Here is a 21,872-nt window from a genome sequence, read left to right as displayed (position 1 = left end):
AGATAAGGAATGGAAGAGATAGTAGGAAAGATATTGTTTTTTTGTTTTGTAGGATTAACTGTTTTACCTGCAATTTTCATCGTATTTAGTAAGCAGATTCTTTACATCGCTTTTGCTTTGATGTTGAGTTTTCTTGGAGTGGCGGGCTTATATGTTTTTGCAGGTGCTGAGTTTATAGCTGTTTCGCAAATAATGATTTATGTAGGAGGTATTTTAGTGCTGCTTTTATTTGGCATCATGTTTACCAAACGAACTTCAACAAGATTATTAATTGCAGAAAACAGAAACACACTACAAGGAGGAATTATTGGACTTGCTATATTTGGTAGTATGGCTTGGATATTCACCAAGATTGATTTTTCCAAAATAAACAGTTTGCAAGAACAAGCTTCTACTGAAGTAAGACCTGCTGAAGAAAACTTGAGATCATTAGGTATTTCTTTAATGACTGAGTATGTACTTGCTTTTGAAATTGCAGGTGTTTTATTATTAGCAGCGCTAATTGGAGCAGTATTTATTGCGGGTAAAAAAAACGCCCATGTTGAAAACACGGGCGAATAGATTAGCTAAAACTTTTCCTAAATCTTATAGAGACTTAAGTAATTCTTTCATAGAAACTCTCTCATCTAACCAAGTTTTAACTTGATTGATGTTGATTCTTTCTTGATCTGTACTATCTCTGTGTCTAACTGTAACAGTATCATCTTCTAAAGTTTGATGATCTACAGTAAAACAGAAAGGGGTACCAATTAAATCTTGTCTGGTGTAACGCTTACCAATAGCTGCTTGCTCTTCATAAATTACTTTGTAGTCGAATTTAAGATCGTCGAACAATTGCATAGCTTTTTCTGGTAAGCCATCTTTCTTAGTTAAAGGCAAAATAGCAGCTTTTACCGGAGCCAATGCAGGATTGAACTTCAAGTAAAGTCTCATTTTCTTTTTGTCTCCTTCACCATATTCTTCCTCAGTAAAAGCATTGCAAAGCATCATTAAGAAAAGCCTGTCAGCACCAATCGAAGTTTCAACTACATAAGGAATGTAATTACCAGCTTCAGGATCGTGATATTGTTGTTTCTTTTTAGAAAACTCTTGGTGTTTAGAAAGGTCGAAATCAGTTCTTGAGTGAATACCTTCAACTTCTTTAAAACCAAATGGGAAATTAAACTCAATATCAGCTGCTGCATTAGCATAGTGAGCTAGCTTCTCGTGGTCGTGAAATCTTAAATTATTCGGATCTAGACCAAGAGATTTGTGCCAAGAAATACGCTTTTCTTTCCACTGCTCATACCATTCAATCTCAGTTCCTGGCTTTACAAAAAACTGCATTTCCATCTGTTCGAACTCTCTCATTCTGAAAGTGAACTGTCTGGCGATAATCTCATTTCTGAAAGCTTTACCGATTTGTGCGATACCAAATGGCACTTTCTGACGAGCAGATTTTTGCACATTTAAGAAGTTAACAAAAATACCTTGCGCTGTTTCTGGTCTCAAGTAAATGGTACTTGCTGCATCAGCAACCGCACCTGTTTGGGTTGCAAACATCAAGTTAAACTGTCTTACTTCTGTCCAATTGGCTGTGCCAGAGACTGGACAAGTAATGCCTTCATCTATAATAAGCTGTCTAACACCTGCTAAGTCTTCTTCTGTAAGGAGACGATTCATTTCGGTAAGCAATTTTTCTGCTTTGTCTTTCTCACCGTTTTTCTCATACTCCTGAGCTTTGTCTTCTAACAGGTTATCAGCTCTGTATCTTTTTTTAGAATCTTTGTTATCAAGCATTGGGTCGTTAAAACTGTCAATGTGGCCAGATGCTTTCCAAGTGGTGGGATGCATAAATATTGAAGCATCAATACCAACAATATTGCTATGAAGCTGCGTCATAGCTTTCCACCAATATTCTTTGAGGTTATTTTTTAGCTCTACACCATTTGAACCATAATCGTAAACCGCTTGCAAACCATCGTAGATTTCGCTAGATGGAAATACAAAACCATATTCTTTTGCGTGCGCAATTACTTTTGGTAAAATGGAGGTATCCTGATTTTTATCTTTCTTTGACATTTAGCTAATTCTTTGTTTATAGGATTTGCAAAGGTAACGGAAGTACTAAAATTAGAAACAGACAAACCTAATTAAATAAAAAAATCCATCTCTTTTTTAAGATGGATTGTAATTTTATATGGTAAAATTAGAAAATTAACTTCAATTATGGATTTAAAGCTCTAATTATATGCCAGCACAAAACATTACTTTTTGAAATTTTGAACAAATGATTCAAGGTCTATCAATTCCTGATCACCACTGGTCATGTTTTTTAATGTGATTTTGTTCTCGGCAATTTCGTTGCTACCAGCCAATGCTACATAATTGATATTTTTATTGTTGGCGTAATTCATTTGCTTTTTCATCTTTGCTGAATCAGGGTAAATTTCTGCATTTACACCAATTGCTCTAAGTTTCTGAAGTAGTGGTAAACAATAAGCTTCAGTTTGCTCATCAAAGTTTACAAACATGAGGTCGGTGCCTGTAATGGCTTCTTCTGGAAAAAGATTTAATTCTTCTAACACATCGTAGATTCTATCAACACCGAAAGAAATTCCAACACCAGACATATCTGGTAAACCAAAAACACCTGTTAAATCATCATACCTTCCGCCACCTGTTATACTTCCAATTTTAACATCAGTAGCTTTTACTTCGAAAATTGCACCAGTGTAATAAGACAAACCTCTGGCTAGTGTGGTATCAAACTCTACTTTATCTGCGCTAACGCCCATTTTTTCCATGTAACTGAAAACAGTTTTCAGTTCTTCAATTCCTTTTTTACCTGTTTCAGAAGATGTGAAAAGGCTTTCTAGTGAGTCAATTTTTGATTGATTATCTCCATCAAGATTAAAAACAGGCTCCAATTTTTGAATGGAATCATCAGAAAACCCTCTTTCTTTTAATTCTGCATTCACTTTTTCAATACCGATTTTATCAAGTTTGTCGATTGCCACACAAAGCTCACTTTCTTTACCTGCTTGACCACTCATTTCTGCGATACCAGCAAGTATTTTTCGGTTATTTATTTTAATTAGATAACCATCTAGTTTAAGTGAAGAGAACACTTCTTTAATCATTGCAACAATTTCTGCTTCGCAAATCAAAGAGTTTGTGCCAATTACATCTGCATCACACTGATAGAACTCTCTGTATCTACCTTTTTGTGGGCGATCGGCTCTCCACACTGGCTGAATTTGGAATCTCTTAAAAGGGAAGCTAATTGTACCACGGTTCATTACTACGTATCTTGCAAAAGGGACTGTTAGATCGTAGCGTAATCCCTTCTCAGAGATTTTAGTTAACATGGCTTTTGCACCATTTTTATAATCTTCTTCTGAAGTTTTTTTGAGGTAATCGCCAGAGTTTAAAACTTTAAATAACAACTGATCTCCTTCATCTCCATACTTACCAGTAAGCACAGAAAGGTTTTCTAGGGTTGGAGTCTCCAACGGTTGAAAGCCATATTTTTTGTACACCGCTTTAATGGTATCCAAAATATATGTTCTTTTATTCATCTCAATCGGTCCAAAATCACGTGTACCACTTGGAATCGATGGTTTATTTGCTGCCATAACTGCTATTTAAATATTAAGGCTGCAAAGTTACTATTCTCTATTCAATTTGAAAAAGAAGAATAAAAGCCATATTTTTTTTGGGATTTATATGTAAAGCTTAGAAACTTGTAAATTCGCAGCATCTATACGCAGAAAAAAAATACAATCTAAGTAAAATTTAATATTATGTCATTCGAAGTAAAAGGAAAGTTGGTTGAAATTTATGATGAAAACCAAGTAACAGATAAATTTAAAAAACGTGAGTTTGTGCTAGAAGTTCAAGACGGCATGTACAGTGAGTTTGTTAAAATGCAACTGTTACAAGATAAGTGTGATTTAATTAATGCATTTAAAGTAGGTGATGAAATAAATGTATCATTCAACCTAAAAGGTAGACCATATACTCGCGATGGTAAAACTACCTATTTTACTAATTTAGATGCATGGAGAATTAATCCAGTAAATCAGGTTGAAACAGAGGCTCCAAGTAATAATTCTGCCTCAGACGATGATATTTCTGGCCTTAGTTTCTCTGAAGCTTCAGATGATGAGTTGCCATTCTAAAACATATCGTACCTTAAGCAAATAAAGCTTAAACAGGTAAAAGAATATATTAATACAAGTGGTAAGCCTACTTTTAAATAGTCTCTAGCATTGTAACCACCTGGTCCGTATACCATCCAGTTTGTTTGGTAACTTACAGGAGTCATAAATGCTGCTGAAGCTCCAAAAGCAATTGCTAAGAAGAATGGTGTACCTTCTAAAGATAAGTCTGTGCTTATAGCTAATGCTATTGGAAAAACAATTGAAACAGCGGCTACATTGGTTATAAAAGAAGTGAGGAATACTGTGAGAGCAAATATGGCTATAAGTAAGGCGATATTACCAAAAGGTAAAAACAACTTTATAAAACTGCTGGCGATCATGTCAGCAGTTCCTGTTTGTATTAAGGCATTGCTAAACGTAAGTGCACAAACCAGTAAGATTACCAAATCGATATCTACTTCTTGACTTATTTCTTTAAAGGTGAACAAGTTTAACATGAGCAATGAAGACATGATAAACAGTAAAGCCGAGAAGAATGAATAAAGACCGAAAATAGCTCCACATAAGAACAGAATTAGAAAAGCTGTAAACCACCTTAGTTTTTTTGCACTTGGCAAGTTTATATTACCATTCTTCAATTTAGAGATAATGTATAAGTCATCTGAAGGTTTACTACCTTTGAGAAAGGCATCATCTACAGAAAGTAATAGTAAATCACCTTGTGCCAGTTTTTTATCTGTTAGTTTTCCTTCTAGTTTTTCTCCATTTCTATGGATTGCAACCAACTCAGCTTGATAATAATCTTTAAAATTGGCATCCTTTACTGTTTTACCAGTCAATGCAGAGTTGGCCGGAATAACAGCTTCTACCAATTCGAGATTGTGCCCATGATTTGGTAATGAAAGCCCACTGTTGCCATTTGCCAATTGTATGATTTGTTCTGGTTTACCCATAAAGAAAAGAGAATCTTCAGGCAAAATGAGTTCATGTTCATTAAAATCACTCAACACTACGCCATTTCTATGGATTTCAACAAGGTAAGCTCCTTCTAATTTTTTTAATCCAGCTTCTACAATAGTTCCACCAACAAATCTTGAGGTCATGGCAACTTTTACCTCAATCATATAATCAGGTGACTGTATGAGTTCTTCATCAGAGAATATTTTATGGCTTGGTAAGAGCTTGTATCCAAAAAAATACAAATAGATAATACCAGTTATCGCCACTAAAATCCCTGGAAATAAGAAATCTGTGAATGAAAAAGCTGGTAGATGATTATCAACTATAAAGCCATTCAATACTAAGTTGGTAGATGTTCCTATTATGGTGATCATTCCTCCAAGTATTGTAGCGAATGATAGGGGGATTAATAATTTAGAAGGAGAAAAGCCACGTTTTTTACACCAGTTAAAAACGTATGGCGTCATTACAGCAACAACTGGAGTATTATTCAAAAATGATGAAAGCACTGCTACATAGGTCATCATTTTTATCAGGAATCCTTTTTTTGTATTCGTTCCTTGAAAAACTCTATCGAAGAAATGCTCAACAGCAAAGTTTTTTCTAAGCGCAGCAGTTATCAATACCAGTAAAACCACTGTGGCTATAGACTGGTTTGAGTAACCCTTCATAAAATCAGTAGGGTTGATAATGCCGAAAAATATAAGAATAACAACTCCTCCAAAAAATACCAGAGAAGGTCTGATAATCTCTTTTATCAGGCCAAAAATAATGAATACCAGTACAATTGTTACTATTAATTTACTGATATCAAATGGAACAAGTGTTTGAAGATCGTTTAAAATCACTACCTCAAAAAATTAGGATATTTTAGTTCAAAATTGAAAAGTGATTAGTCAAAAATCTGTTCGATATAACCTTTAATACTGCTCAGTGAAAACCAGTATTATTAAGTATTATTGTCTAATGTTGCCAATACAACATCTACAATTCCAAACATTTTAATGATAGAAACCGAAACCATACAAATCAGTAGAACTCGAACCCATTTATTAGCTTGTGGATGGTTTACAACAAATTTACCGGCGATTCTAGTACCTAAAACCTGACCAATTGCAAGCCATATAGCCACCCACCAATCAACTTGACCATTTATGATAAAAACAAGCATAACTGGTATTGTATAGATAAAAATAATGGCCATTTTTACGGCATTACCTTTAATAAGAGAGAGATTACTGATTTGTGGTAAAACCACCATAATAATTAATCCGATGCCTGCTTGCACAAATCCACCATAGAATCCGATTAATAGAAAAATCACAAAATTTAATATTTTAAAGCCTTTTTTGTCTTTATTCTTATAGAAGGTACTCTTTTTCCCTTGTGGTTTAAAAATGATAGGAATGAGCATAAATGTCATGATAACACCTACAAATATCTCTAGAGTATCTTGATCGATATCTGCTGCGATCATTGCTCCACCAATTGCACCGATAACAGAAGGAATAATGTATTTTAAACTACCTTGTATATCTAGTAAGCCACTTTTGTAAAATGTACTTGTTCCAGTGAAGTTTTGTACTAAAATGCCTAATCTATTGGTGCCATTTGCAATATTGGCAGGCATACCCATAAAAAGTAATATGGAGAGAATAAGTACTGATGCACCACCAGCAAGTGTATTAACTACACCTGCAACAATACCAGCCAGAAGATATCCAAAATAAATGAGTAATTCTGCGTCCATATACTTTATCAAAAAACAACACATCGCATTTGTTGCATCATAAGCTAAAACACTTTTCACTCCTTTTTATTTTAAAAGAGTCTTTGTGGGAAAAATATATTAATTTTGATTAGGAATGATTAACTTAAAGAGGGTTTGCCCTCAATTTTTATTGACTATTTAAAAAACTAACAATGCTCGATTCTCACCTAAAACCGCTAAGGTTACTACTTTTAGTATTAAGTTTATTTCTTATTTTTTCTTGCGATGATGACGATCCTATAGACCAAGATGAAAACGAAACTATAGTTGGATTGTGGAATTATGATTCACAAACATTAGAGTTTTATGTGAATGGAGATAAGCTGTCTACCGAAGAGGCGGAGCTTTACTTCAGTATTTTAGGTTATGATCTTGAGAGTTTTCAGGTACCTGAGGATGCAACATTCGAATTTGTAGCAGATGGAACATTTATAGGTAATGCTCCAGATTACGACCAACAAACTGGAAGTTGGGAATTATCAGAAGATGAAAAAACGCTAAGTATTTCAAGTAATAGTGGAATTTTATTTATAGATTTTGACTCGTTGCCAGATGACTTCAAAAACCTAATTTTTGAGGAAGACGGATCTATTGCTTTTGAAATCGTAACACTAACCGATACAGACGCCAGTGTATATATTAGCAAAACTGGGCCAGTAGAAATATCTAGTACCGTAACGCTTAATTTAAGGACTGATCTTACCATTAATCTCACAAAATAGGCCTTTATACCAAAAAAAGGTATGTTTTCTCAAAAATCAGTTCTTTTATTTCCTAATTGGTTATAGTTTAGTCCCGGTTGAACTATTGGAATATTGTAAATAATTACAATTATTCCTTACTTAAATTTTATTATAATTTTTTGAGGATGAAAAAAAGATACATCATACCTGCAGTTATTCTAATTGCAGTAATATTGTCATTTTTTCTTTTTAGCTCACAAGGAGAAGAAAGTCAAGACATTTTAATTGCTGTAAAAAAAGGAAACTTTGAAATAACTGTAAATACATCAGGAGAGTTAATTCCAGTTAATTCTGTAAGTATCAGGGGGCCTATGGGACTTAGGCAGAGTGGTATAAGAGAAGTAAAAATTAATAAGTTAGTTCTTGAGGGAACAGTAGTAAAAGAAGGTGATTTTATTGCCGATCTTGATAAATCTGAACTCTACAATAAGTTAGTTGAAGAAAAAGACGAGCTTACTAAACAAGATGCTCAATTTACACAAACTCAATTAGATACTGCACTTACTCTTAGAGAAGCAAGAGATGAAATACTCAATCTTGAATATTCTGTAGAAGAGAAGAAAATAGCTTTAGAACAATCTGCTTTTGAACCACCTGCCACAATAAAGCAAGCCGAAATAGAACTCGATAAAGCCAAAAGAGATTTAAGGCAGGCTAACGAGAATTATAAGATTCAGGTTGAGCAATCTAAAGCAAAAATGACTGAAGCTTATATCAATCTTACCAAGCAAAGAGGCGATGTGAAATTTATGGAAGACTTATTATCCAGTTTCACTATTAAAGCACCTCAGGGCGGAATGGTAATCTATACCAGATCATGGAATGGTAACAAAATTAGAGAAGGTTCTTCTATCTCAACTTGGAACCCCGAAGTAGCTACATTGCCAGACCTTAGCACAATGCTTTCTAAAACATATATCAATGAAATTGATATTATGAAGATAAAGAAAAAGCAGCATGTGAAAATTGGCTTGGATGCTTTTCCAGATAAAAAACTTTCAGGAGAAGTAATAGAAGTAGCAAATGTAGGTGAACAAAAGCCAAACTCTGATGCCAAAGTTTTTGAAGTAACCATCAAAGTAAATGAGGCCGATACCACATTGCGTCCGGCGATGACTACAAGCAATCTCATAATTGCAGATGTAGTGGAAGATGTCTTATTTGTACCGCTTGAATGCTTGCACAACCAAGGTGATTCTATTACTTATGTTTATAAGAAAAATGGCCTAAATACTGTGAAACAAGAGGTTTTAGTAGATAAAACCAATGATGACGAAGCTGTAATTGTACAGGGAGTAAAAGAAAATGATAATTTGTTCCTTTCCATTCCTAATGGATTTGAAGATGAGTCTGTAGTGAGATTGGAAAGAAAAGCACAAATTGCCAGAAAAGAATGAACAAATTTGATGTAAAAGAGATAGATCGTTATCTGGCGAATTTCCATATTGCTTTAGAAGCATTACTAGCTAACAAACTGAGAACTTTGCTTACTGCACTGGGAATTATCTTTGGTGTTTCGGCGGTGATCGCTATGCTAGCTGTAGGAAATGGTGCGCAACAAGAAGTTTTAGAGCAAATAAAACTTGTTGGTGTGAATAACATTGTAATTTCTCCTGTAGTGCAACAGGTTGAAGAAGAGGTTGAAGATGTAGAATATGCAAAAACTGAGAAAGTACAATTCTCTCCAGGACTAACTTTAAATGATGTTGAAAGTATTAAAGAAGTTCTTCCTTCAATCTCTAAATTAAGCCCAGAAATTATTTTAGAAACTACCATTGTATCAGGTGGCAATAGACGTTCTGCAAAATTGGTAGGAGTAGAGCCCTCTTATTTTGATATCTATAACTTTACCCTTGCAAAAGGCGATATGTTTAATGATACTCAGTTAAAGTTCGGTGCTCAAGTTTGTGTAATTGGGAGAGGTATCCAAAGCCGTTTTTTTAGTAAAGAAGATCCAATAGGCAAATACCTTAAATGTGGCCAACACTGGTTAAAAATTATCGGGGTGATGGAAGAGAGACTTGTTTCTAAGTCAAGTATTTCAAAACTGGGTATCCGAGATTTTAATATGGATGTATATACGCCGATTCAAACTGTACTTACTCGCTATAAAAACCGAGCACTTGTTACTGCTGAAATGATTAGACAGTACGCAGCCAGAAATACATTTTTTATAGTAAGTGATGACTCTGAGTCTTCTAATCCATTTAGTGATAAAAACTATCATCAATTAGACAAACTGGTGGTTCAAGTTGATGAAACCGAAATGCTAAATGCTTCTGCCGATGTGATTGCCAGAATGCTCGAAAGGAGGCATTACGGAATGGTAGATTACGAAATCACTATTCCTGAGTTGTTATTAAAACAGCAGCAAAGAACCAAAGATATATTTAACATTGTATTAGGAGCTATCGCAGGTATTTCTCTAATTGTGGGAGGTATTGGTATTATGAATATTATGCTAGCTTCTGTACTAGAAAGAATCAAAGAAATAGGACTCAGAATTTCACTAGGTGCCAAAAAGATAGACATTGTGCTTCAATTTTTATTTGAGTCTGTACTAATAAGTCTTTCAGGTGGGCTTATAGGTGTAATTTTAGGCGTCTCACTAGCTTATCTCATTTCAAGTATTGCTGAAATTCCAACTATCGTATCACCTGCATCAATAGCAGTTTCATTTTTAGTTGCAGCCGGAGTAGGACTTATTTTTGGTATTACACCAGCCAAACGAGCTGCAGATCAGGATCCAATTACGTGTCTCAGATACGAATAATTTTTTACAGATTAATTTTTTATAAACTATCCAAAAACATACTTTATGAAGTTTTTGCCGGCAATTTGTCTGATTGTTCTTTCTGCTTTCAGTACATCGGTATTTGCTCAAAAAATCCTAACTCTACAGGAAGTTATTGAACAGGCCAAACTAAATTCTTTGAGTGCTAAACAAGCTGAAAACAGGAAGGAAAACAGATATTGGCAGTATAACCGCTACTTAGCAGATTATCATCCACAGCTATCCTTAATTGGAGATGTACCAGATTTTAACAGAACTATTTCTGCCGTAACATTGCCTGACGGTACCGAGCAGTTCGTTTCCCGAAGTCTTTCTACTGCAAACATAGAATTACAAGCATCACAAGTGGTAAGTGCTACTGGTGGTCAGGTGTTTTTAAGTTCTCAAATGCAGAGAATCGATATTTTTAATAATGGAGGTTCTGTAGCTTATGCAGCAAACCCATTAATAGTCGGTTTTAATCAGCCTATTTTCAGTTTTAATGAATTCAAGTGGGATAAGAAAATTGAGCCAATTCGCTACGAAGAATCAGTTAAACAATTTAATGAAGATTTAGAAAGAGTGGCTTATCAAGCCTGTGACCTATACTTTAATTTGCTGCTTGCTCAAATTAGTAGAAACATAGCTACTATAAATAGAGTTAATAATGATACAATTTATAGAATTGCTCAAGGTAGGTATCAGTTAGGAAAAATTGCTGAGAATGAGTTATTACAATTAGAATTGAACCTAGTAAACTCACAGCAGCAAGTAAGGCAAGCCAATCTCGATTTGGAAACAGCCATGTTGGATTTAAATACATATATCGGTAATCCTGAAAATGAGTCTCTTACAATTTTAGAACCGGTTGATATTCCGCAGTTTAGTATTGAGTTAGAAACTGCAATTAAGGAAGCTAAAGCAAATCGGCAACAATACCTGAGTTTTAAGCGCGAAAGGATTGAAGCTGAGCGAGATGTAGCAGAAGCGAAAGGAGAGAGTGGTTTAAATGTAAACTTGTACGGAACCTTTGGTTTAACTCAACAGGCCGATAATGTTCCTGATTTATATTCTGGAATGAAAGATCAGCAGAGAGTAATTTTAGGTTTTGAAATTCCAATAGTTGACTGGGGACGACTAAAAGCCTCAAGAAAAACGGCTCAAGCGAACCAAGACTTAGTAAATAGTACAGTTGCTCAAGAAGAAATAAACTTTGAACAAGAAATTTATGTTTTAGTTAAACAGTTTGAAATACTAAGAGAACAGCTAAAAGCTTCTATAATAGCAGATAAAGTTGCTCAAAAAAGATACGATATATCTCAACAGCGTTATCTAGTTGCTAAAATTAGTATTACTGATTTAAATATAGCGTTGCAAGATAAAGATGAGGCCAAAAGAAACTATTTAGAATCGCTTAGAGATTTTTGGAATTCATATTATCAAATAAGAATGCTAACTTTGTACGATTTTGAAAGAAAAGAAAAAATTGTGTATTAGTGAAGGGCGAGGTTAAAAATAGATTAGGGGTAATCATAATAAAGTAAGGATACGGAAGATACATTATCTTTCTGATTCGCGTACTGTTTCTCGTTCTTCCTAATATACTTTCTAAAAATATATCAAACATAAAAAAAGCGTCAGTGAAATTTTTCACTGACGCTTTTTCTTTATAAATAATCTTATTTTATAAACTATCTCTAAAATGTACCCAACCCTGAGCTTCAACATCTATAATTTGCTCTGCTCTGGTTTTTAGTTTTACACCTTTCATATTGCTATCTATATAGCCAATAAAACTAATGTCTTTATGAGTTTTTATTTTCTCGTAATCTTCCTGAGAGATTGTAAATAATAACTCATAATCTTCTCCACCGTTGAGCACACATGTACTTGCAGATAGATTTTCAAATTCTGAAGTAAGTGTTTCCAACATCTGTTTTTCTATTGGCAATTTGTCTTCAAAAAGTACTGCACCTACACCTGAGCTTCTTGTAATATGCAGAATTTCAGAAGCCAATCCATCTGAAATGTCGATCATAGATGTTGGAACTATGCCTAACTCGCGGAATTCATGAATTAAATCCATACGAGCTTCTGGCTTAAGTTGCCTCATAACTACATATTCGAACCTATCAAGTTGAGGCTGCATGTTTGGATTACTCAAAAACTCCTGTTTTTCCCTTTCAAGAACTTGCAAGCCAACATAAGCGCCACCTAAATCTCCTGTAGCACAAATAATATCTTTGTCTTTAGCGGTGTTTCTGTAAACAACCTCTTCTTTTTTAGCTTCACCGATTGCGGTAACAGAAATTACAAAACCAGATCTAGAAGAAGTAGTATCTCCTCCAATCAAATCGACTTTGTATTGCTCGCAGGCAGTAAAAACTCCTTCGTAAAATTCGTCTATAGCTTCCTTAGAAAAGCGATTGCTAATGGCTACACTCATTGTGATTTGCTTAGGAATAGCATTCATAGCAGCGATGTCAGAAATATTTACAACTACAGATTTGTATCCTAAATGCTTAAGAGGTACATAACTCAAATCGAAATGAACTCCTTCTACCAACATATCTGTGGTAACAACTTTCACATGATCGCCCGCTTCTATAACTGCTGCATCATCACCAATTCCTTTTAAGGTTTCTGAGTGATGTAATTTAGCATTATCTTGAATCTCTTTTATTAAACCGAATTCGCCAAGGGCATTTAATTCTGTTCTTTTCATTTTTTTGAACTTCTTGAATGGTATTTGTTAACAAAAGGTAACTAACACAATATATTGATTAGCATTTGTAACCTGAAACTATAGGATCAGGTTTAAGAAACTATCGCAGATAACTCTGCAAACTGAAGATTAATTTACTGAAACTAAAGATGAAATCACGATTTTTTATACTCGCTACCGTTTTGATTGCCATTTTATTTTCGTCGTGTGCAAAGCCTGAATGTCAGACCAGACAGGCAAAGCTAAAAAGAAAATATTATCAGAGCCTCCAATACAGATAATAATTTAGTTGAAGGTTTTTATTTATCGTCTATCTCCCTGTAAATTTCCAATAGTTTTTTTGTAGACTTAATGCTTTCTACTTCTATATTAAGCATCGAAAGTAAACCTTTGGCAGCATCAAATAATGGAATGTTCTCATAGTATTGATCTCTAAGAAAATGCACCATTTTTAATGTTTTAAATCCATCAAACCATTGAAAAAACTTCTTACGAATAACAATTTCTGATTTACTGTTTTGGATGATTCTTTTGACTTCCTGATTGAAGTTTTGTGTATCTAGAAATTGCTGTATTTTTTCAGAAAAGGTGAAAGTTTGATTTTGTTTGCTGAATAAAGATTCTAATTGTTTTAGAAAAGTTTTTAACTCTTCAAAAATTATTGGTTGATAGGTTTCTGCAATTTTTGAATTGCCTTCTAGCCATTCTTGTTGCGCTTTTCCAGTACCAAAAGGAACTCTAAACGAAGTTCTACAAGATGGATAAACACAAGTATCTTTTAAGTGAATGTGGTTTTCGTGAGGTGCTAGTTTATGAATAAAATAAAAATCTTCGCCAGCTTTTCGGCGGTTCATGCCTCCGTGTCGCGCATATGCAGATGCTTTGCAAGCCATAGATGAGCCAATCGTATGCATAGAAAATGGATAATTGGCATACCTTAAACCGAGAATGTAATAGCGAAGAAACAATTCGTAATGTATTATTCCGTCCTTTTCAACATCTCCAATAGTTTCAAACTGATGATTAAATGCAATTGTCGCAATGCCAGCATCTGCATTTAAAGTAAATTTTTCAAGCTCAGTTAGGTAATTATTTTTTACGGTACTATCTGCATCAAAGCAAGTTATTATTCCATTTATACCAGTTTTATAGAAATAATTGAGTGCAGCATCCATTCCTATTCGGCGAGCTAAACCAACACCAGCATGTTTAGGAGGTAAATCGTCAACTAATACACAGTTAAACTTTAACTGGTTCGATTGATGGCTTTCAATCCATTGATTGGCTTGCTCAAGTGTTTCTCTATTAAATACTTTATCTTCTTCAGAAGCATTTGCAGCATTGTTTATTATAACAAGTACCTCAACAGGAAATTTAGATTTCTTGCAACGATATAGGCTTTTTAATGTATCAATTAGATCAGGCTCTAAATAACAAGGAATAACAATGATGTTTTTTATCTCGCTTTTAAAATCTGGGAATTGCCAAACTGGTTGCCAAGCATATTTTTCCAAATAGATTTTAGCACTGTTTAAAAAAGCCTCTGTTTCCGTCATCCCTTCAATCTGTGTTATAGAATCTTTTACATCTTGTAATTACTAAAAAAGTCTTTGAGTTCTTCAAAGTTATGGTCACTAAGAGCCGGAAAGTTGGCGATTCTAAAAGTGTTTTGCTTCCAATTTCCATAGCCATTGCCTAAGAGCAAACCAGCACTTTTTGCATCTTTTTTAATTTGAGCTATTTTGCTAGCTTCTCCTTTTACTCCCATTACAGTGTAAGATCTTACTGATGAGTTTTCTACTAAAAGTCTGTAACCTTTATCTATAAAAAACTTATTGAGCATGCGAGAGCGCACCTTCATCTTTTTAGAAAGAGTTTCAATAGGCTCAACCATGTCCATTACTTTTTTCAACAGAAAGATGTTGAGTACATTAGGTGTGTGAGTAGTTTGGTAAGCTTTCATCTTGTCTACCATCGATACCAAACTGTTGTAATGCTGGTTGTGATTTAGCTCTAAAGCTCTTTCTACAGCATTTGGAGAACAAACCATTATAGACATTCCGGCTGGTAAACCGAAACATTTTTGTACTGAAGAAAACCAGATATCTGCCAAGTGCCAGTCGAATTTAATACCTGCCATAGAAGATGTTGCATCTACACAGATTAAAGATTCATTAAATTGTTTTCTAAGTTTCCTTAGCTTTTTATTTTTTATCTGAGTACAGTTTGATGTTTCATTCTGAGTTACACAAACTAATTCGGGCTTAATTTCAGGTTTTACCAGTTTTCTTAATTGGTTCATGCCTAAATCTCTTTGGTAATGAAAGGGAATCCCCATTGCATTAGGCATAATCTTTTTTCTGTATTCAAACCATTTTTCTCCAAAGGCACCATTAAAAATATGGAGACTAAATGCGCTTAAAAACGATTCTGAAATTATTTCCCAGCATTCGGTGGCAGAAGAGCAGTAAAATATCTGATAATTAGTCGGAATCCCCAGCTTTTGTCGCATTAACTGCTGACATTTTTTAGAAAGGTCTACAAATTCTTCGCTACGATGATTTACACTTAAGATACCTGTATCTGCAGCTTCTATCATAAAATCTTTAACTTGTGGGTATATTTGCGATGGTCCTGGATAAAATGAAATCATATTTATAGCGATATTCAGATAACTAGTTTGAATTAAATGTTAAGTTAATATTTAGGCAATTTTATCTAAAAAAATTGATTTAGTGTTTTTCTTAATTCAAACTAAATAATGAAATTAGGAAAAAAATGTGGGTATTATGGAAAGATTAATTGGAGATACCGGAAGAAAAGATACCGGAAAGCTCATTTTATGTATTGGAGCTATTCATGGTAATGAGTTAAGTGGCGTTTTGGCTTTGGAGCGTGTTTTTAATTATCTGTACAAAAACGACATTACGCTTAATGGCAGACTTATCGGTTTTAGAGGAAATTTACAAGCTATTGAACGCGGGCAGCGATTTATAGACAGAGACCTTAACAGAGTATGGGCTGACGAAATAATTCAGACTGCTTTAAAGAAACCTTATTTATTTGCAGAGTATAGCGAACTAAAACAACTTTTTGAAGCTTTTCAGCAAGTTGGTTTTGCAGACTATCCCAATAGAGTATTTCTAGATTTACATACCACTTCTGCAGAAAATGGCACTTTTATAATGGTAGAAGATTTAGAAGATACAGCCTATATGGTAAATCAATTACATGCACCAGTTATTCTTGGTTTACACAATGGTTTATTAAACACCAATGTGCCTTACATGCATATGCATGGTTTTAAAGCAATGGCTTTTGAAGCTGGTAAAATTGGATCTCATCAGGCAATTGATAATCAAGAGCTTACCATCTGGCAGATACTGCATGCAAATGATTTTATTGAGTGGAAAGATATCCCAGATAATATTCAAAATTATACTTTACTATTAGATCAAAATGCGCATTTGCCACAGGTAATGAAATTAGACTATTGCCATAAAATACATCCTAATGACAATTTTATAATGAAGCCGGGTTTTAAAAACTTCGATTATATTAAAAGAGGGACACTTTTGGCGGAAGATGATAACGGAGAGATTAGGGCAACATCTGATGGTTTTATGTTGATGCCGCTTTACCAGAAAGAAGGAAACGATGGTTTTTTTCTTGTAAGTGAAGTAAAAGAAAGCAAAGAAGATTTAAGTTTGATGGAGTAGTAGCTAAACTAATTTAGAATCATCTAAAATTAAGGTTAATCCATTTTGCTTAGTTTATGGTTTATTAGTCCATACTTAGTTCTAAATATCAAAACTCTACAAGCAGGGTGGTTTGGGTCGTATGTATCAGTAAACCTCGAAAAACTTGAGTAATTAAATAAAGAGTCTGGTACAGAAAAATTTAAATGTTCTGTATCATATCCTTTTAATTTTTTATCTAAGAATAAATCATATTCGAAGATATAATGATTGCCGACCTTGAAATAATCAAAAGGTTTTGTTTCACACACGAATGCTTTCGTTTCAGTAACACTCACGATAAAGGTTGAGTCATTCATTACCTTTTCATAACTTATATGGTAGTTATTTTCGATGCTATCATCTAAGTTAAATTCATCATACGCTAATATTTCTAGAATCTCGGTATTGCTTAGCCTGAAATTATGATATTGATTTTGTGAATATACACTATGGGCGATACTGAGGGATATGATAAGAAATAGTACTTTATAAAGAGTTTCCATGGCTATTCCTATTTAGAAGAAATTATCTATTTCAATTATCTATTTAAGATGATATTGTTAATTAATGTGGGTAGAAAATTATAGCTGTGAAATACCTCTTTGATGCTTATGTAGACATAATTTTTTTAACAGATTATGGTTTAATGATAATATAACAAATGTAATGTTATACCACAAATTAATTATAAAACGGTAATTGCTTAAATACACAAACTCTTAGTACTATCAGCGGGAAGATTTCGAGGGCACATTTACTATTCTTATAATCAATCATAATAGCGTTAAATCTGATGTTTGTTTAAACAAAAAACTTGTTTAAAATGCAATTAAATTCTGCTTATCAAAGAGTTATTGAGAAGTTAAAAGTTATTGGCATTACCTCAGAAGACACAATAGAATTAAAAAATACTAAAAACCAATTGGTATTTTTGGCAATTCTAATGTCTTTTGGAGGCATAATGTGGGGTACAATTTTAGTAGCATTTGGAATATATCCTCCTTCTGTAATCCCTTATGGATACGTTGTGTTATCTTTTTTCAATCTATTATCATTTCATTTACTTAAGAAGTTTAGCTTAACAAGGACTTTTCAGATAGTGATAAGTATGCTATTGCCTTTTGCCTTGCAATGGTCTTTAGGTGGTTTTATAGCATCTGGTATTATTATGTTATGGGCAACTTTGGCATTAATTGGTTCTATAACATTGCTTAAAGGGAAAGGTACTTATTTGTGGCTGTGTCTCTTTATAGCGCTTACAGCTTTTTCATTATACATAGATCCATACATTGCCCATTTAAAGCCTGCTATATTTACTTCTAATGTATCTTTGGTTTTAGTAGCAGTGAATATGCTTACCATAATTTCCATCATATTTATTTTGGCAAAAGTTAAAGTAGATCAAGACCTTATGGTAAAAAGAGAATTAGCAGAAACAAATGATGAGTTATTAGTTTCTAATGATGCACTTCAACAAATCCAAGAGGAGATTTCTGCGCAGAGAGATATTTTAGAGCAAAACAACAAAGAACTAAAAGATTACCAGCAAAGAATAATTAGTAGCATTGAGTCTGCAAAAACAATTCAAAAAGCTTTTTTACCTACAGCTAATAAAGTTTATAATCTGTTTGGAGAACATTTTATATTGTACAAACCTAGAGATGTAGTCTCTGGTGATTTTTATTGGGCACATCAATTTGGTAATAAAAGAATCTTTATTGAAGGCGATTGTACAGGTCATGGTGTTCCGGGTGCTTTTATGACGCTCATCTCTAATGCTATTTTAAACCAAATTATTCAGGTTGAAAAAACCTATGATCCGGCTGAGATTATGGAAAAATCTCTTCAAAAATTGGAGTATGTGCTACAACAGAAAATTACGAATAATCGAGATGGGCTAGATATTTCAATTGTAGTAATTGAAGAAGAGTCCGATGATTTTAAGGTTACTTTTGGTGCAGCAAATCAGAATTTATTCTATAGTTTATCTAATGAAATTATGGAATTAAAAGGGACTAGAAAAAGAATTGGTGGAATAACTAACTCTAAAAAGAAGTTTGAAAGCACCGAGTTAATTTTGCCTAAAGATTCTATTTTATATTTGTTTAGCGATGGTTATGTAGACCAGAATAATTTGCAGAGAAAGAAATTCTCTTCTATTAGATTAAAGAATTTGCTTACAGAAATTAACGATTTACCAATGGCAGATCAAAAAAGAGAATTATATTCTGCATTGCATATGCACCAGAAAGGAGCTGAGCAACGAGACGATATTACTATAATTGGTATTAAATTAACCCCAATAGATGCTGTAGAAAAAATACTTGAAGAAGAGGTAGATATGGTTAATATCTAATACAGATAGCTTTTAAAAGCTAAAAAAAGGAGATAACAGTTTTTGTTATCTCTTTTTTTTATAGGCATGTACCAATATTATTTATTGCTGCTGTATTCTTTTACAGTTTCTATAAATACTTTCACTTTTTCAGGGTTGATGTCTGGATATACTCCATGCCCAAGGTTTGCAATGTGTTTCTCAAAGCCAAACAGATCGAGCATCGATTTTGTCGCTTTTACAATTTCACTGTCTGAGGCATATAAAGCGCATGGATCAAGATTGCCTTGTAGGGTTTTACCTGCACACAGTTTTCTAGATTCAGCTATATCCATGTTCCAATCAAGACCAATTGCGTTACAGTCTAAAGCAGCCAATGAGTGACGCGAAAAGTAAGCGCCTTTAGCAAATAAAGTTTTGGGTACTTCTGTTATTGCGTCACAGATTTGTTTCATATAAGGTACCGAGAAGCTTTCGTACTGTGTAGGAGGTAATATGCCTGCCCAAGAGTCAAAAACTTGAATTAAATCGGCGCCAGCAGTAATTTGAGCTTTTAGGTAAGCAATTGTGCTGTCTGTAATTTTTTGAAGTAATTGGTGTGCCAGTTCTGGTGCTTGGTAAAGCATTCTTCTTGCTTTAGAAAAAGTTTTAGAACCGCTTCCTTCAATCATATAACAGAAAATAGTAAAAGGAGCTCCGGCGAACCCGATTAGAGGAACACGGTTATTAAGTTCCTTTTTGGTAATTTTTATGGCTTCGAGTACATAACCTAAATCAGAAGCAACATCAGCTACTTTAAGTTTGGCTACATCTTCGGCAGTTTTTATAGTTTCTGGAAAAAACGGACCTTTCTTTTCTACCATTTCGTAGGGTAAACCCATTGCTTCGGGAATAACTAAAATATCCGAAAATATAATGGCTGCATCAACTCCCAGAATATCTACTGGCTGAATGGTAACTTCTGCGGCTAATTCTGGAGTTGTTACTAATTCAATAAATCCACTAAGACTGTTTCTAACTGCTCTGTATTCAGGTAAAATTCTTCCAGCCTGTCTCATTAACCACACAGGAGTTCGCTCTGTTTTTTCTCCTCTTGCAGCTCTTAAAATCAAATCGTTCTTCAAAGCCATTATTTTAATTTTTTTGCAAAAGTACTATCTGAAAAGGGCATATCATAATGCCTATAAATTTGAAAAAAAAGCTATTAAAAAAGTTTATTGTTTTTTTATATAGAATGATGGGGAAATAGCTTAATAAAACAAAAATTTAAATTTTATAGCTAAATAAGTATCTAAAAACTACTCATTATTAAAATTAGAGCTAATTTTAGCAGAATGCAGAATTATAAAGGATAAAGAAACCCTGCTTTTTTATAATTTTGCGATCTTCAAAACATAATTATGTAGGGTAGGAATGGAAATTATTGAAGTTAAAGATACACATACTAGAAAAGAGTTTATTCAATTACCAGTAAGGCTATACAAAAGTGAAAATACAGCATGGATTAGGCCGCTGGATGATGATATTAACAGCGTTTTCGATACATCTAAAAACAAATATTTTAGGCATGGGGAGTGTACTAGGTGGATTTTAAAAGATAGTACTGGTACAACTGTAGGCAGGGTAGCTGCTTTTATTGATAAAAGATCAGTTAATAAAGATAACGACCAGCCTACAGGTGGCATGGGTTTTTTCGAGTGTATCAACAATCAAGAAGCTGCTTTTAAGCTTTTCGATACCTGTAAAGCATGGTTAGAAGAACGTGGAATGGAGGCGGTAGATGGGCCAATTAATTTTGGAGAGCGCGACCAATGGTGGGGATGCTTAATAGATGGTTTTGAGCACGAACCTAATTACTGCTGTAATTATAATTTCGATTATTATCCAGCTCTTTTTGAAGCATACGGTTTCCAAGTATATTTTAAGCAATTTACTTTTGCTAGAGAGATAATGGGAGCACTTGCGCCCAAAGTTGCAGAAAAAGCAGCTAAGCTTCAGCAAGACCCCCGCTACGATGCACGACACCTTAAAAAGGCTGAAATATCTAAATACATCGAAGACTTTAGAGAAGTATACAATAATGCTTGGGCAAATCATTCTGGAGTGGCAAAAATGTCTTCGTTACAAGCAAAAGCTTTAATGAATAAAATGAAGCCAATTATGGATGAGAAGGTGCTTTGGTTTGCTTATTTCGATAATAAACCAATTGGCTTTTTTATTCTATTACCAGAAGTAAATCAGATTTTTAAGCACGTTAATGGCAAGCTTGATTTACTAGGTAAGCTTACATTCTTGTGGTATAAGTGGAGGAAAACGAATAAAAAATTATTAGGTGTTATTTTTGGCGTTGATCCGGCTCATCAGGGAAAAGGTGTGGATGGTTTAATGATTGAGAAGTTTAGACAAATGGTGCAAGGAGATTACAGAGCTTACGACTTTTTGGAAATGAACTGGATTGGCGATTTTAACCCGAAAATGATTAATGTGGTAAAAGCTCAGGTAGGAGGTAGAATTAATAAAACACATGTTACTTACCGTAAACTTTTTGATGAGAGCAAGCCATTTAAAAGAATGCCGATTAAGTCTTCTGGACTAAGATAAAAAGAAAAGCCTTTTGCTGTTATGCAGAAGGCTTTTTGTTTATAGTAGAATGTAGCTCCGGAATTAAAATATTTTTAAG

At 34.0% G+C, this 21,872-nt stretch carries 18 protein-coding genes; 9 read left to right on the top strand and 9 right to left on the bottom strand.

Translation table 11 applies throughout. The features are described from left to right. Nucleotides 1–9: 9 nt before the first annotated feature. A complete protein-coding gene (locus OQ292_RS04500) occupies nucleotides 10–561 on the top strand; it encodes an NADH-quinone oxidoreductase subunit J family protein (protein ID WP_284684857.1) in 552 nt (183 codons plus the stop codon). A 24-nt stretch (nucleotides 562–585) separates the two neighbouring features. On the opposite strand, the gene OQ292_RS04495 is transcribed toward OQ292_RS04500, so the two are convergent. Next, entirely contained in the window at nucleotides 586–2,061 is a 1,476-nt protein-coding gene (locus OQ292_RS04495) for a glycine--tRNA ligase (RefSeq protein ID WP_284684856.1), read from the bottom strand. A gap of 185 nt (nucleotides 2,062–2,246) precedes the next feature. Beyond that, nucleotides 2,247–3,617 (bottom strand): histidine--tRNA ligase, encoded by a 1,371-nt coding sequence (hisS, locus tag OQ292_RS04490; protein ID WP_284684855.1) that lies wholly within the window; start codon nucleotides 3,615–3,617, stop codon nucleotides 2,247–2,249. Nucleotides 3,618–3,785: 168 nt separating this feature from the next. Here hisS and OQ292_RS04485 point away from each other — a divergent pair, with 168 nt between their 5' ends. Continuing rightward, entirely contained in the window at nucleotides 3,786–4,163 is a 378-nt protein-coding gene (locus OQ292_RS04485) for a DUF3127 domain-containing protein (protein WP_284684854.1), read from the top strand. On the opposite strand, the gene OQ292_RS04480 is transcribed toward OQ292_RS04485, so the two are convergent. Further along, nucleotides 4,160–5,953 (bottom strand): SLC13 family permease, encoded by a 1,794-nt coding sequence (locus OQ292_RS04480; RefSeq protein WP_284684853.1) that lies wholly within the window; start codon nucleotides 5,951–5,953, stop codon nucleotides 4,160–4,162. The two genes, OQ292_RS04485 and OQ292_RS04480, sit on opposite strands and share 4 nt — an antisense overlap. A 101-nt stretch (nucleotides 5,954–6,054) precedes the next feature. After that, nucleotides 6,055–6,915 (bottom strand): sulfite exporter TauE/SafE family protein, encoded by an 861-nt coding sequence (locus tag OQ292_RS04475; protein WP_284684852.1) that lies wholly within the window; start codon nucleotides 6,913–6,915, stop codon nucleotides 6,055–6,057. Nucleotides 6,916–7,028: 113 nt separating this feature from the next. Here OQ292_RS04475 and OQ292_RS04470 point away from each other — a divergent pair, with 113 nt between their 5' ends. The 4 genes from OQ292_RS04470 to OQ292_RS04455 all read left to right on the top strand — a co-directional run bounded on the left by OQ292_RS04470 (nucleotide 7,029) and on the right by OQ292_RS04455 (nucleotide 11,889). After that, nucleotides 7,029–7,598, top strand: coding sequence for a hypothetical protein (locus OQ292_RS04470; protein ID WP_284684851.1), 570 nt, complete (start codon nucleotides 7,029–7,031; stop codon nucleotides 7,596–7,598). Nucleotides 7,599–7,744: 146 nt separating this feature from the next. Beyond that, nucleotides 7,745–9,016 (top strand): efflux RND transporter periplasmic adaptor subunit, encoded by a 1,272-nt coding sequence (locus OQ292_RS04465; protein WP_284684850.1) that lies wholly within the window; start codon nucleotides 7,745–7,747, stop codon nucleotides 9,014–9,016. Further along, nucleotides 9,013–10,392, top strand: a complete 1,380-nt coding sequence (locus OQ292_RS04460) for an ABC transporter permease (RefSeq protein WP_284684849.1) — start codon at nucleotides 9,013–9,015, stop codon at nucleotides 10,390–10,392. The genes OQ292_RS04465 and OQ292_RS04460 overlap by 4 nt, the downstream gene beginning before the upstream one ends. A gap of 45 nt (nucleotides 10,393–10,437) precedes the next feature. Beyond that, nucleotides 10,438–11,889 carry a TolC family protein gene (locus OQ292_RS04455; protein WP_284684848.1) on the top strand — a complete coding sequence of 484 codons (1,452 nt, stop codon included), beginning with the start codon at nucleotides 10,438–10,440 and terminating at the stop codon, nucleotides 11,887–11,889. Between the two features lie 187 nt (nucleotides 11,890–12,076). Here the strand turns inward: OQ292_RS04455 and thiL are convergent, their stop codons facing one another. The 3 genes from thiL to OQ292_RS04440 form a co-directional block, all read right to left on the bottom strand. Beyond that, nucleotides 12,077–13,117 carry a thiamine-phosphate kinase gene (thiL, locus tag OQ292_RS04450; protein WP_284684847.1) on the bottom strand — a complete coding sequence of 347 codons (1,041 nt, stop codon included), beginning with the start codon at nucleotides 13,115–13,117 and terminating at the stop codon, nucleotides 12,077–12,079. A gap of 299 nt (nucleotides 13,118–13,416) precedes the next feature. Next, a complete protein-coding gene (locus tag OQ292_RS04445; protein ID WP_284684846.1) occupies nucleotides 13,417–14,673 on the bottom strand; it encodes a glycosyltransferase family protein in 1,257 nt (418 codons plus the stop codon). A 26-nt stretch (nucleotides 14,674–14,699) separates the two neighbouring features. Continuing rightward, entirely contained in the window at nucleotides 14,700–15,770 is a 1,071-nt protein-coding gene (locus tag OQ292_RS04440) for an aminotransferase class V-fold PLP-dependent enzyme (RefSeq protein ID WP_284684845.1), read from the bottom strand. Between the two features lie 136 nt (nucleotides 15,771–15,906). Here OQ292_RS04440 and OQ292_RS04435 point away from each other — a divergent pair, with 136 nt between their 5' ends. Beyond that, nucleotides 15,907–16,836 carry a succinylglutamate desuccinylase/aspartoacylase domain-containing protein gene (locus OQ292_RS04435; RefSeq protein WP_284684844.1) on the top strand — a complete coding sequence of 310 codons (930 nt, stop codon included), beginning with the start codon at nucleotides 15,907–15,909 and terminating at the stop codon, nucleotides 16,834–16,836. A gap of 35 nt (nucleotides 16,837–16,871) precedes the next feature. Here the strand turns inward: OQ292_RS04435 and OQ292_RS04430 are convergent, their stop codons facing one another. After that, nucleotides 16,872–17,360, bottom strand: coding sequence for a hypothetical protein (locus OQ292_RS04430; protein WP_284684843.1), 489 nt, complete (start codon nucleotides 17,358–17,360; stop codon nucleotides 16,872–16,874). A gap of 320 nt (nucleotides 17,361–17,680) precedes the next feature. Here OQ292_RS04430 and OQ292_RS04425 point away from each other — a divergent pair, with 320 nt between their 5' ends. Further along, a complete protein-coding gene (locus OQ292_RS04425; protein WP_284684842.1) occupies nucleotides 17,681–19,213 on the top strand; it encodes a PP2C family protein-serine/threonine phosphatase in 1,533 nt (510 codons plus the stop codon). A 77-nt stretch (nucleotides 19,214–19,290) separates the two neighbouring features. Here the strand turns inward: OQ292_RS04425 and hemE are convergent, their stop codons facing one another. Beyond that, entirely contained in the window at nucleotides 19,291–20,322 is a 1,032-nt protein-coding gene (hemE, locus tag OQ292_RS04420; RefSeq protein WP_284684841.1) for a uroporphyrinogen decarboxylase, read from the bottom strand. Nucleotides 20,323–20,605: 283 nt separating this feature from the next. On the opposite strand from hemE, the gene OQ292_RS04415 reads away from it, so the two are divergent. After that, nucleotides 20,606–21,793 carry a hypothetical protein gene (locus tag OQ292_RS04415; protein WP_284684840.1) on the top strand — a complete coding sequence of 396 codons (1,188 nt, stop codon included), beginning with the start codon at nucleotides 20,606–20,608 and terminating at the stop codon, nucleotides 21,791–21,793. Nucleotides 21,794–21,872 lie beyond the last annotated feature (79 nt).

It is taken from the genome of Chondrinema litorale (assembly GCF_026250525.1).
GTDB lineage: Bacteria > Bacteroidota > Bacteroidia > Cytophagales > Flammeovirgaceae > Chondrinema > Chondrinema litorale.
This window is presented reverse-complemented; position numbering and strand designations above follow the sequence as displayed.

Bases quoted from the DNA above. Each gene is read 5' to 3' on its own strand.
- OQ292_RS04500 (WP_284684857.1), top strand. From the start codon at position 10: ATGGAAGAGATAGTAGGAAAGATATTGTTTTTTTGTTTTGTAGGATTA.
- OQ292_RS04495 (WP_284684856.1), bottom strand. From the start codon at position 2,061: ATGTCAAAGAAAGATAAAAATCAGGATACCTCCATTTTACCAAAAGTA.
- hisS (WP_284684855.1), bottom strand. From the start codon at position 3,617: ATGGCAGCAAATAAACCATCGATTCCAAGTGGTACACGTGATTTTGGA.
- OQ292_RS04485 (WP_284684854.1), top strand. From the start codon at position 3,786: ATGTCATTCGAAGTAAAAGGAAAGTTGGTTGAAATTTATGATGAAAAC.
- OQ292_RS04470 (WP_284684851.1), top strand. From the start codon at position 7,029: ATGCTCGATTCTCACCTAAAACCGCTAAGGTTACTACTTTTAGTATTA.
- OQ292_RS04465 (WP_284684850.1), top strand. From the start codon at position 7,745: ATGAAAAAAAGATACATCATACCTGCAGTTATTCTAATTGCAGTAATA.
- OQ292_RS04460 (WP_284684849.1), top strand. From the start codon at position 9,013: ATGAACAAATTTGATGTAAAAGAGATAGATCGTTATCTGGCGAATTTC.
- OQ292_RS04455 (WP_284684848.1), top strand. From the start codon at position 10,438: ATGAAGTTTTTGCCGGCAATTTGTCTGATTGTTCTTTCTGCTTTCAGT.
- thiL (WP_284684847.1), bottom strand. From the start codon at position 13,117: ATGAAAAGAACAGAATTAAATGCCCTTGGCGAATTCGGTTTAATAAAA.
- OQ292_RS04445 (WP_284684846.1), bottom strand. From the start codon at position 14,673: ATGACGGAAACAGAGGCTTTTTTAAACAGTGCTAAAATCTATTTGGAA.
- OQ292_RS04440 (WP_284684845.1), bottom strand. From the start codon at position 15,770: ATGATTTCATTTTATCCAGGACCATCGCAAATATACCCACAAGTTAAA.
- OQ292_RS04435 (WP_284684844.1), top strand. From the start codon at position 15,907: ATGGAAAGATTAATTGGAGATACCGGAAGAAAAGATACCGGAAAGCTC.
- OQ292_RS04430 (WP_284684843.1), bottom strand. From the start codon at position 17,360: ATGGAAACTCTTTATAAAGTACTATTTCTTATCATATCCCTCAGTATC.
- OQ292_RS04425 (WP_284684842.1), top strand. From the start codon at position 17,681: ATGCAATTAAATTCTGCTTATCAAAGAGTTATTGAGAAGTTAAAAGTT.
- hemE (WP_284684841.1), bottom strand. From the start codon at position 20,322: ATGGCTTTGAAGAACGATTTGATTTTAAGAGCTGCAAGAGGAGAAAAA.
- OQ292_RS04415 (WP_284684840.1), top strand. From the start codon at position 20,606: ATGGAAATTATTGAAGTTAAAGATACACATACTAGAAAAGAGTTTATT.